This is a genomic window from Winogradskyella luteola (assembly GCF_019203985.1).
Lineage (GTDB): Bacteria > Bacteroidota > Bacteroidia > Flavobacteriales > Flavobacteriaceae > Winogradskyella > Winogradskyella luteola.
This window is the reverse complement of the sequence record NZ_JAGSPD010000008.1, coordinates 1-11974: the sequence shown is the minus strand read 5'-3', so window position 1 is coordinate 11974 and position 11974 is coordinate 1. Positions and strand designations below refer to the sequence as shown.

Annotated in this window: 9 protein-coding genes; 3 read left to right on the top strand and 6 right to left on the bottom strand. The window is 34.3% G+C overall.

What is annotated here, in order from left to right; all coding sequences use genetic code 11:
- Positions 1–25: 25 nt before the first annotated feature.
- The gene (locus tag KCG49_RS10630) at positions 26–904 is read right to left on the bottom strand and encodes a DMT family transporter (RefSeq protein WP_218546424.1); all 879 of its coding nucleotides are present in this window, start codon (positions 902–904) and stop codon (positions 26–28) included.
- A 91-nt stretch (positions 905–995) separates the two neighbouring features.
- Between KCG49_RS10630 and KCG49_RS10625 the strand changes: the two genes are divergently transcribed.
- Entirely contained in the window at positions 996–1415 is a 420-nt protein-coding gene (locus KCG49_RS10625; protein ID WP_256259962.1) for a heavy-metal-associated domain-containing protein, read from the top strand.
- A gap of 136 nt (positions 1416–1551) precedes the next feature.
- Here KCG49_RS10625 and KCG49_RS10620 read toward each other — a convergent pair whose 3' ends face one another.
- The 3 genes from KCG49_RS10620 to KCG49_RS10610 form a co-directional block, all read right to left on the bottom strand.
- Positions 1552–1914: a hypothetical protein gene (locus KCG49_RS10620; protein WP_218546423.1), complete on the bottom strand. Its 363-nt coding sequence runs from the start codon at positions 1912–1914 to the stop codon at positions 1552–1554.
- 106 nt (positions 1915–2020) lie between these two features.
- Positions 2021–3463, bottom strand: a complete 1443-nt coding sequence (locus KCG49_RS10615; RefSeq protein WP_218546422.1) for a DUF5689 domain-containing protein — start codon at positions 3461–3463, stop codon at positions 2021–2023.
- A gap of 34 nt (positions 3464–3497) precedes the next feature.
- On the bottom strand, positions 3498–6377 hold the full coding sequence (locus tag KCG49_RS10610) for a TonB-dependent receptor (protein ID WP_218546420.1): 2880 nt from the start codon (positions 6375–6377) through the stop codon (positions 3498–3500).
- A gap of 137 nt (positions 6378–6514) precedes the next feature.
- Here KCG49_RS10610 and KCG49_RS10605 point away from each other — a divergent pair, with 137 nt between their 5' ends.
- Positions 6515–7594 (top strand): endonuclease/exonuclease/phosphatase family protein, encoded by a 1080-nt coding sequence (locus KCG49_RS10605; protein WP_218546604.1) that lies wholly within the window; start codon positions 6515–6517, stop codon positions 7592–7594.
- A gap of 56 nt (positions 7595–7650) precedes the next feature.
- Here KCG49_RS10605 and KCG49_RS10600 read toward each other — a convergent pair whose 3' ends face one another.
- Together KCG49_RS10600 and pbpC are read right to left on the bottom strand one after the other, a co-directional pair.
- Positions 7651–8088 carry a hypothetical protein gene (locus KCG49_RS10600; RefSeq protein ID WP_218546418.1) on the bottom strand — a complete coding sequence of 146 codons (438 nt, stop codon included), beginning with the start codon at positions 8086–8088 and terminating at the stop codon, positions 7651–7653.
- 47 nt (positions 8089–8135) lie between these two features.
- Complete coding sequence (pbpC, locus tag KCG49_RS10595; RefSeq protein ID WP_218546416.1) at positions 8136–10487, bottom strand: penicillin-binding protein 1C; 2352 nt, start codon at positions 10485–10487, stop codon at positions 8136–8138.
- 80 nt (positions 10488–10567) lie between these two features.
- Here pbpC and KCG49_RS10590 point away from each other — a divergent pair.
- The coding region (locus KCG49_RS10590; RefSeq protein ID WP_369680360.1) for an L-type lectin-domain containing protein at positions 10568–11974 on the top strand (1407 nt) is incomplete at its 3' end.

Genomic DNA, 11974 nt, shown 5'->3' with positions numbered 1-11974 from the left:
ACCGAAGCAAAAGCTTCGGTTTTTTTTATGCTCTACGCTTGTGGGATAGATAGACACCAACTAAAATAAGTAGTGCTGCTAACCCTTGAAGCATTGAAAACGATTCCCCATCCAAAACTCCCCAAATTAAAGCTACAATTGGCATTATATAAGTAACTGAAGATGCAAATACCGGAGTAGAAACTTGTACCAAAGTATTAAAAAGTACTTTTGCCAAAGCTGTACCAAACACTGAAAGTATAATTACATACAATATGGCATTAGGTAAATCTGGATTATTGAAACGTTCTGCTGTGAAAAAATCCGTAAAAAAAAGAATAACCAATGCAGGAATAACAATAAATACATAATTACCAGCAGCTATGGCCAATGGATTTACAAATTGCAAATAGCGCTTTATAATATTAACATTAGCAGCATACATTAAGGTAGAAGCAATGACGAAACCAGCATATAAATAATTTTGGTTTGGGTTTAGTTCAGAGCCTTTTAAGATTAAAATTGCCGTACCTACAAACCCAACTATAACACCTAAAACTTGTCGTTTAGTTGAAGCGATTTTGAATACTGCAAAACCCAACAAGATAGTATTTAAAGGTACCAAAGAATTTAGTATGGAAGCTACAGCACTATCGATTTCAGTTTCAGCAATGGCAAAAAAGAACGCAGGGAAAAACGATCCTAAAAGTCCAGAGATTAACAACCATTTCCATTTAGACTTAGGAATATCTTTTAATTTAGAATAACCAAAAGCTAGAAGAATAATTCCCGTGATTATAGTCCTTAACGCACCAAGTTGATAAGGTGTAAGACCTAGAAGTGATTTTTTGATTAAGATAAAAGAACTTCCCCAGATTACGGATAGTATTAAAAGGTAAATCCACTTTATATTAGGGTTTTTCATACAAATGCTATGTAAAAGAATCACAAAAATCGTTAATTCTTATACAAGAAACACCAATATTTATTAGATTTATCCAAAATTAAATAAATCCATGTACACATTTAAAGATTTATGCATCGTTGCGATTATGGCTTTAGCCTTTACTTCATGTAAAAATGAAGTGAATCCAGAAGTTAAAACTGTAGATACTGAAGTTACTAAGAAAGATGTTTCTCAAGCTTTAGACCCAAACGCCACTTATGCTAAAGTAGAATTTAGTATTGATGGTATGACTTGTGCAATGGGCTGTGCAAAAACCATTGAAAAGAAAATGGCTAAGATGGAAGGTGTAAAAACGGCTAAAGTGGATTTTGATAAGCGACTGGCCATGGTCGAGTACGACGAGGCTAAAGTTACCCCAAAATCTTTAGAAGAGGCCGTCACTGATGTCGCTGAGATTTACAAAGTAAAAGATATTAAAATTGTTGATGAGTTTGGGGGCAAAATAAAGAAAGCTTCTAAAACAGATTGAGATAAATTATGTTTTTCAAATAAATCTGAAGCACAGAAAAAAGTTTGCTCTAAGGAATGTAAAAAGCCTTTTTATACAATATAGATTAACGCTATTCTCTAAAGAATAGCGTTTTTAATTTAAACAATTGAATTGATTAATGGACTTGCAATAAGATACAAGCAATAACCACACATCCAAAAGGTAAAAACCATAAAAGGTATATAGAGGTTGGCTTAGCTTTTAATTTAGCGTTTAGGACATTACGTTTTTTACCATTGTAACGCATCCAGTTTTTAAAGATTGTAAATACTGCTATAACACTAAAAAGCACCCAAAATTTGGTCGTGGACATTGTTATAAGATTCATTTGGTTGGCAAATGCCAAAAAGAAAGCACCTAGTGCAAGGATAATGGCAAGTTCTAAAAAATTAATATAGAACATTGCCAAAACAAGACTACGCTTTTTTAACCTCTTTTTGTAGTGATTAAATATGGTGATATAGAAAGTGTCTAACATTAAATACTATTTCATCAACTGTTACAATATAAAGCTTTTCAATTATTGAATAAAAAAACCAACTCTTTTGAGTTGGTTTTTCTTAGATTAATACAAAATTTACATTTTATTGAGGTGTCAATATTTTAACATTGCTAATATCTCTAGTTGAAGATATTGCTCCATTATCACTATCATAAACAAAAGCAATTACACCATCTCCTACAACACTAGAAAGGTCGATTAAACCTGTTTGATCATACTCGTTATCAAAGAATCCAGTATTAATTGGAAGAGCAGCGATTTCGTCTGCTCCAATCTCAATCCAAGTAGCAGTTGAAGGGTTATTTCCAGAAATATAATCAGTAGAGTAGAATACTGATAAAGGTTCTTCTCCTGCATCACTAAAAGCATCAGCGATTTCTAAAACCAATTGCTCATCGGTTTGAGCATCAAAATCGAAAGATGGTGAGATTAACCAACTCACCATATTGGCAGCAGGGTTACCAGAACCTTGAAACGCTGATGCACGTGCATAAAAAGCCCCGCCAAAATCTGCAGCTTCCCATGATTCTGTGCCAACTGTATTTATAACATTCCAACCTGTAAGCCCATCAGTAAAGTCTTCTTCGTATACAACATCAAAATCATCAATATTAAATGGGTCGCAACGTTCTATACTGTCTAAGCTTATGTCTTCTGGTGTATTTATGACAACATTAAATTCGTCACCGAAAAAATTCTTACTCAAAATGGCATTAATACTACCACTACCTGTTGGCAAATTTAAACCACTAAAGTCTGCAAATGTACTTGTGCTAAAAATTCTCGATAGAGAAGAATTACAACTTTCTAAAGTACGCTCACCATCAAATGAATCAAAATTTTCAGAGGCAAAGCTTAATTCTTGCTCTACAGCTTCTGACCTGTTAAATTGTACATCAGGTATATTAATAAATAAATTGGTTTTAGAATCATCAAATTCCTCAAGAGTTAAAGGTAAGGGTATTAAATCTGCCTTTTCTGCTGAACGCTTTATAATTTCCTGTTCTAGTGGAAACGGTATCTTACTAATAAAATCACCATCTTTAAAGCCAATAGCTAAAACACCGTTAGAAATACCTACATGAAGGTTGGTCACCCTTATGTATACTTTACGACCAATATCATACTTAGTAAAAAGTGGATTTACATCTATTGGGACTTTTATTCCAACAGTTGGGTTTTCAGGCTCGTCTTGCAAGATTAGTTCTTCAAAGAAGTTACCAGCCTCATCCGAAGATATTAAATAACCTTCCATGTACTGTATAGTCTCATCATCATATTGAAAGGTAACTTCGGAATCGTAGTTTAAACCGTTGTTTGGATTTGCACCAAAATTGTCATTTTCGCTAACTTGCTGTTGTACTAATCTGCCAAGAACATCACTAATTTCTATAACTGGTCCATCTAAAACCGGCTCTTCAATATTAGTATTAGGCACGTTAAAATCATCATCTTCTACACAGCTGTTGAATACTACTAATCCTAAGAAAAATAGTATTAGTTTGTTGTTTTTTAATGTTTTCATTTTGTTCAATTTATTGTGTTTTATCATAGCTTTTTTAAAATCTTACATATACATTAAGGTAATATGTGGTACCGTTGCCAAAGAAATAGCGATTACCAAAAATTGGGCCACCAGAATTGTTTTGTTCCTCTATTTGGCTGCGGTAATCTAAACGTCTGGCTTGTTCAAAGCCACCCGTTCTATAATCTTGGTTAAATACATTGTTAACCGTAGCAAAGAAACCAACAAAATAGTCATTAATCTTCCATGATTTCCCACCTGTTAAATTCACCAACATATAATCTTCAAAGCGTTCTTGTTTTAAAATATTTCTTGCAATGTCTTCATCATAATCATTAAACCCATTGCCCCTAATATTTACCACACCATCGACATCGTTGGTTAGTATTTGATTTAAATCAAAAGCATCTGGGTCTTGTATGAATGCCCCCGAACGCTTTAAGGCACTTGGATCGACATAGGTATGAGAGAAAAAGTTTGTAGTTACACCAAAATTCCAAAAATCAGGATCTCTGTACTCAAACCCAACCTGAAATACACGTTCAGGACCACTAGAAACGTGAAAGTCCTCTAATTGTGTTGTGCCATCTTCAAAGGTGAGATCAACGAATCTATCAGAAGAATAATATACATCTGGGTTATTGGTAAATGTAAATTGACCCATTGCAGCTGCCGCTTTTAATTTAATGGTCGGAGTTACTTGGGCTTCAATTCCTAGCTCAGCACCAAAGTTGCGCCTATCTATGTTCTGGATAATTTCTTGAGTTAAGTTACCAACAGATTCTGAGAAGAAAAAATTAACCTCAGTACCATCTTCAAAAGTAGAATAATACCCTGTAAGTCTAGCTTTAACTGTAGGTGATCTGAAAATGTAACTTGCATCAACCGAATTTATAGTTTCACTTTCTAAATTTCGTACCAGTAAGTTGTTCTGTCTTGCATTGGCAAAAGACATTCTAATTCCAGGCGCTTTAGTAAAATGACTCGCGTTAACATCTATTAGGTGTTTACCAGTTATTTTAAATGTAGCTCCGGCTTTTACACCATAATTAGTGAAATCTACTTTGTCACTTTTACCAAAAGAACCAATAATTCCATTTGGGTTGTCATTCGTGAAATACCCATTTTCAAAAAACCCTTCTCTTTGATAGCTTGTATTTGAGACACTTGCGCCTAAGAAGAAATCTACTTTATTATACTTAAATTGTGCTTGTACAAATGAAGAAAGTACATTAGCATTGATATCGTAGTGGTAATTATATTTATCACCTTCTTGGGCGATTCTGTTAGGTGTTCTTACATTACTCTGTGCAAAAATTTCCACACTCTGGCCAAAGCCTTCTCCATCTAAAAAAGGAAGGTCGGTATCTAAATATCCAGGACCTCCAAAAAGGTCTTCGACACGTGCGAAGTTTTCACTATTTAAATACCTGTAATTTATGTTTCCATTAATTTTAATGTTGTCTGTTAGCTCAGCATCTATTATAGAGTTAAAAGTCCATTGCTGATCTTTATTTACGTTTGATTGTAATGCAAAAATATTATAACCGTTAAGTGCATTGGCTTCGTAAAACTGATTCCAATTTAATTGTCCATCGTTAACAAATCTTTGTTGAGCCAAAAAAGCCGCTTCATTATCTGCTGTAGAGGGGTTGTTGCCTTGTAAAAAGAAGCTAGGCAAATTTTGCCAATATTCTGGTGTTGGATTTCTAGCACCCCCATATAGTTGTCCATTTTCTTCATCAAAACGAGCGCCAAAAAAGTCTATTCGTGTATTACCAACTTCACCAAATTGGTAGGCTACATTAGTATTTAACCTCACTTTAGGAGATACATCCCAATAATGGTTTAACATTAATATAGGTTCTTCAATTTCTCTAATTCTTGAGTTGCGTTGCTCACCATTTTGCATTCCCCAAAATGGGTTGTAACGTCTGCCTTTTAAATCAAACACTTCCTGTGTAATTGCAGTAGAGCGACCTCTTCGGTTTTGCGCATAGATACCTGTAAAGTTTAAACTGTGCTTTTCGTTAATTTGTTTCTCAACAGCTACAAAAAGAGAGTTTGCGTCGTATAACGTTCCATCAATATAACCTTCTTCGCCAAAACGTCTTGAACCCAATACAGAATAAGACCAGCCACCTTTTAAAAGACCAGAACTATAACTTGCCATTATTCTGCCTTGATAACTTCTGTTAGCCGACGCATAAGATATACGTCCACCACGTCTGTATTTTGAAGCCCGCATCATAATATTATTGGTTCCTGCTAAATCTCCAAAATTATAGTCATTTGCAGACATACCCATAGAGAATTCTTGATTACGCTGAACATCGTTAAGTCCGCCCCAATTTCCCCATTGTGGTCTACCATTAAACTGTTTGTTCATTTCAACACCATTAATAAGTACCTTACCATTGGCATTATCTAATCCTCGTGGTCTAAAAAAGGCCGCGCTAAAGTCGAATGCCGCAGCACTTAAAAACACATCTCTAGACGCTTGTAAAAGTCCAGAAACATTATCGGTTAAACCATCGTCTTCACCATTTAAGTTTTCGTCTGAAATTGAAATAATGAATAAATCTTTTTTGTCACTAGAATCATAATCTAATGTCATACCGCTAATGTCTACGGTTTGTCCTTCGTTGACAATAATTGGGTAGCGTTTTGTAACGTATCCTACTTGTTCAACTTTCAAAACTTGTTCACCGAGTGGTACATTTTCAGTAAAACTAAATTCACCTTTTGCATCGGTTTTTGTACTTTGTCCGGTTTCTTCAATAGTAATTGTTACATCAGGAATTGGTTCTCCTGTGGTTCCGTCCAAAACGCTTCCTTTAATAATGGTTTGTTGTGCAAAACCCAATAAAGAAAAGGCAATTGTGAACAGAAAGAGTAAAAAACTTTTTTTCATGCCTAATTTTAATATTGATTGTTACTGTAGATTAAATTATAGTTATTTCGGGCGTGCAAATGTACATCATTTATAATAATTACATACTTTTGGCAAGCAATTTGCTAAGGATATAACAATTAGATAATATATCAATGATGAAAATATTAAAACCACTTCTATTGCTTCTGGCTATAGCTTGTATTTCTAACGTTTCGGCACAAGAAGAAAAACGCTTTAAAATCCATACTGTAGCGTTCTACAATTTAGAAAATTTATTCGACACCATCAATGACCCATTGAAGTTTGATGAAGCTAGTCCTATAATGGAGATGAAAGCCAATCGTTCTCAAGTTTACAAACAAAAAATTAAGAATATGGCTAGAGTTATTGCAAGCATTGGTGCCGACAAAGCCAATAATTCTCCTGCCGTAATTGGTGTTTGTGAAATTGAAAACAGAAAAGTTCTCGAGGACTTAGTAAACGACCCTTTACTTCTAGGTAAAGATTATGGGATTATTCATTATGATGGCCCAGATAAACGAAGCATAGATGTAGCGTTACTTTACCAAAAAGCATTATTTAAACCTATAAGTTCTAGTTCTCACGAATTATTAATATATGATGATGTTACTAGAAAACGCGTTTATACAAGAGATCAGCTATTGGTTAAGGGCAAATTAGACGGAGATTTAATACACATTCTTGTTAATCATTGGCCATCTCGTAGTGGTGGCGAAGCTCGAAGTCGATCTAAACGTGTAGGTGCAGCAAAACTAAATAAACGTATTATCGACTCTTTACAATCCGTAGATCCTTATGCCAAAATCTTTACTATGGGAGATTTAAATGATGACCCAACAAACGAAAGCGTAAAGAAGGTCTTAAAAGCAAAAAAAGAAAAGAAAGATGTACCGTTAAAAGGAATTTATAATCCTTATGAAAAGATGTTTACGGAAAAAGGTTGGGGAACTACAGCGTATAGAGATGCCTTGAGTTTATTTGATCAGATAATGATGACTCAGCCTTTACTAGAAAATGATTATTCATCATTTAGATTCTGGAAAGCAGGCATTTATAATCCAGCATATATGTTTAATAAACGTGGGCGTTATAAAGGTTATCCTTTAAGAAGTTTCTCTAATGGTGGTTTCACAGGTGGTTTCAGTGATCACTTCCCAGTATATGTTTATTTGATTAAAGAAGTAAAAGAAGAAGAGGGAAAAACTGATAATTAAATTAAAAACTGATAATTATAAAAAGGCGCAAATTTAAATTTGCGCCTTTTTATTTTTTAGAACCATAAGCTCCATGGAATTTTTGCTAGGACCAGTACCAAAGCCAAAGTATAAAAAATGGCAACTACTTTAAATTTAGGTTTAGAAACCAATTTCTTTTTATGTTTAGAATAGCCAATAGTAACTAAAGCAACAGCTATAATCATAGTTAAAGGATGCTCAACAATAAGATTTCTTAGTGCCGAATTTTTCATAACCTCTCCCATACCTCCCACTTCACTTATGGTGCTAAAATAGTCTTTTGAGAAAAAGAGTATAATACCCAATAGCAATTGTATGTGCATGGTAATCAAAGCAAAGAGAGAAAATCTGAAATCCAGAGCACCATATTCCTTGTTACCAAAAAATTTGAATAATGCATTGAAAGTTGCAATTACTAGAACAAGCAAAACCAAATAGGCCCAGCCAGAATGTAAAAATTGTAAGGTTTCCATTTTTTAAAATTTAGATTACAAAAATAGGGATTTGATGATGAATACGATTACTCCGAAATCGTAATTTTATGTTTCAATTCATTACCTAAAGCATCTACTACTGTAATGATGTGTTCACCATCAGAGGGTAAAACAGCCATATCGTGAATATCTTTTGTGCTACCAACAAACTGATTGTCAATATACCAATACAACTCTAATTCTGGTTTAGAGTGTGCTACCTTTAATACTAAATCATTAGTGTTGCCATCAAAATCTTTGGGGAGAAAAATAGTACTTTGCTGGTTGGGATAAATAAACTCCATCGATACTCCTGAGGATTCAGTACAATCGTTTCGATACGGAGGAAGTGGCTTGTAAAACGGATTTTTATTCTGAAAATAATAAGCCTGTAAAGGAGGTAAAACAAACCAAGGTGTATTATTAATATTTGAAATTGCCTCACAAGACGAATTTACCTGAAAACGTTGAGATGTATCTAGATGAACTAACTTATGAAACGGACACGGCTCCGTTTTTTGTCCACTGACTTGAATATATCGTTGCTCTGTATCATCACAGATCGAAGATGCTCTATAGCCACTTTTTTTACAGATATTGACCTCAAACATTTCGTCATAGGGCTTTGAAAACCAATCACTTTTGGGTAAGATATCAAATATATCAAACAAAATTGGTGCTGCGGTTTGTACACCAACCAAACCTGGCCGTCCTTCACCATCAGCATTACCAACCCAAACACCAACTACATAATCTTTAGTGGTACCGATTGCCCAAGCATCCCTAAAACCAAAACTTGTTCCCGTTTTCCATGCAATATCTTGCGAAGAGTCGTAGAATTCCCAACTCTCATCGCTTTCTGGTCGGTTAACTTGCTTCATACTTTCAAACGTAAGATATATAGAAGCAGCATCAAAAACAGTTTTCTCATTAGTGAGCTTACCAAAGTTAATATTGGATTCAGAATTATATATAGGCTGAATAAATTCGTTAGTAAAATATTGGCTCGAATTCTCATTATAATGATTTAAAGTCGAAGCCATTGCTGCATAGCTTTTACACAAATCCCAAAGGTTACTTTCTGCACCACCAAGTACTAAGGATAGGCCGTAATGATTAGCATTGTATCTTAAATCTTTTAGCTTTAATTGCTTCAAATAATGGTAAAAACGGTCTAATCCAAAATCCTGAAGCATTCGTACTGCAGGTACATTTAAGGAACGTGATAAAGCTTCGTTGGCATGGACAGCTCCATCGTACGACTGATTAAAATTTTCAGGCTGATAACTTCCAAACTGTGTTGGGACATCGGCAACCAAGGTGTTTGGCAGTAAATCACCGGCATCGAGCATTGATGTATAAAGAAAAGGCTTTAAAATACTGCCTGTACTTCTAGGTTTATCAATAATGTCAACACTTTTTTGATGCGCTTTATCCGTTGGAGAATTTCCAATATAGGTTAAAACTTCTCTTGTATTAACATCCAGAACCAATACCGAAATATTATAAATTTCATTTTGCTTTAAGAGGTTGTAATGTTGTTTTACAATTATATTTGCCTGCTTTTGAAGAGATATATCAATGGTTGTTTTAATCCGTTCTCCTTTATTTTTTTTTGCTACTTTTTGAAGTAAATGCGGTGCGCTTTGAGGCAAAGGATATGGTTTTTGAGGTAAACCTTCAGCAATTGACAGTTCATAGGTTAACTCATCAATTGTACCATTTTTAAATAGTTTTTTCAACAAACGGTTACGCTTGTTTAACAAGTGTTTTTGTTTTTTTCCAGGATAGATTAGACTTGGTGCATTTGGCAATACTGCTAGTGTAGCACTTTCTGCCCAAGATAAATTATACGAACTACGGTTAAAATACCTCCATGAGGCAGCATCAATACCAACAACATTACCACCAAAAGGAGCGTGACTAGCATATAGATTTAAGATATTATCTTTCGATAACCTTAATTCAAGTCTTGTGGCCAATATGATTTCTTTAAATTTTTCTATATAGGTTCTAGACTGTCCTTTTCGGGATAAACGAATCACTTGTTGCGTAATAGTACTTCCCCCACGTTTTACAGAACCAGAATTTAAATTCTGCTTTAAAGCCTTAAAAATAGAGATAGGATTAAACCCAGGATGCTTGTAAAAATATTCATCCTCAAACTGAAGAATACATGTCTTAAATTTATCTGGAATACTATCACTTTCAGGAAATCTCCATTGGCCATCATCGGCAATCAATGCACCCAATAATTCATTAGAGTTACCTGTTATGACAGTTGCTGCTGGGTCTTTAAATAGTTGGCGAGGTAAACAAAAATAGTAAGCTATTAGAAGTGCTAAAACCACTAAAGATTTTTTGCGATTACGCTTAACATATCTAATTAACCTATACATGTACTATACAAAAGTAATTTTTAATACCTTTTCACCGAAAAGCCATAATAATTATATAAACTTATCTATTATATTTAAACGTGCAAAACTCTAGATTAGATCTTAAATTACTCATTTTTTTATGCATTTCTTTATTTTCTAGAGATTTGTATGCTCAACTCAATGCAACTACAATAGGTAATGCAGTGGATTTAGGAAATAACTGCTATAGAATTACACCAGATTTGCTTAATCAATCTGGTGGCGTTTGGTTTAATAACCCTATTAATTTTGATGATGATTTTACCATTTATTATCAAAATAATTTTGGAACTAAAGATGCCAATGGTGCTGATGGGATGGCTCTGGTATTTAAGACAAATGCTACACCAATAATAGGTAGTCTAGGTGGAGGTCTAGGCTATCAAGGTATTTCTCAATCACTTATTGTTGAATTTGATACCTTTCAAAACAACAGTGGGGACATAGGAATACTAGGTGATCCAACATTTGATCATATCGCTATACAAAGAGACGGAAACCCATTTCACAACAATCCCATAGCTAATTTATCGGGGCCTATACAGGCTAGTGCCACAAGTGCAAATATTGAAGACGGTTTAGATCATGAAATAAAAATACAATGGAATGCAACTACGCAAATTTTTGATGTTTACTTTGATTGTCTATTACGACTAAGTTTAAATTTGAATATCAAAGCTAATATTTTTAGTGGTGATGATAGTGTGTTTTTTGGTTTTGTAGGTTCTACTGGAGGTCTTTCAAATTTGCATCAGGTTTGTTTTAACAGTATCACATTTATAGATAATTTATTACTAGAAGATCAAACAATTTGTACTGGTGATACTTATGATGTTGATGCCTCAATACCAAGTGGTGCTAACTATGTTTGGAGCCCAATTACTGGAGTAAGTAACCCAAATATAGCCAATCCTACGTTAGCACCATTAACCACTACAACTTATACAGTAACTATTAGTGATATATGTGGAGAAACTACTACAGAAAATATAACGATTAGTGTAACTCCAACAGAAACACCTGTTTTTGATTCTATAGCCGCAATTTGTCAAGGCGAAACTTTAGCTCCATTACCGACTACATCTAACAATGGAATTTCAGGAAGCTGGAGTCCCGCATTAAATAATTTAGCTACAACTACTTATACATTTACGCCAGATAATGATCAATGTGCTTCAATAACTACATTAGAAATTGTTGTTAATCCACTAGATGATGCTACATTTGATATGACTCCTACGTGCGATGGAGCTACAGTTAATAGTCCTTTGACCACACCAGGAGGAGTGTTCGAATTTACTGGTTTCCCTGGAATAGGAGTAAATATTGATTCTTCTACAGGTGAAGTAACTGGAGCTATTTCAGGTTTACCCTATGAAGTCCGTTACACCACTACAGGCATTTGTCCAGATAGTTTTATACTAACATTCACTGTCCTAACTCAAGATAATACAACTTTTAGCGTT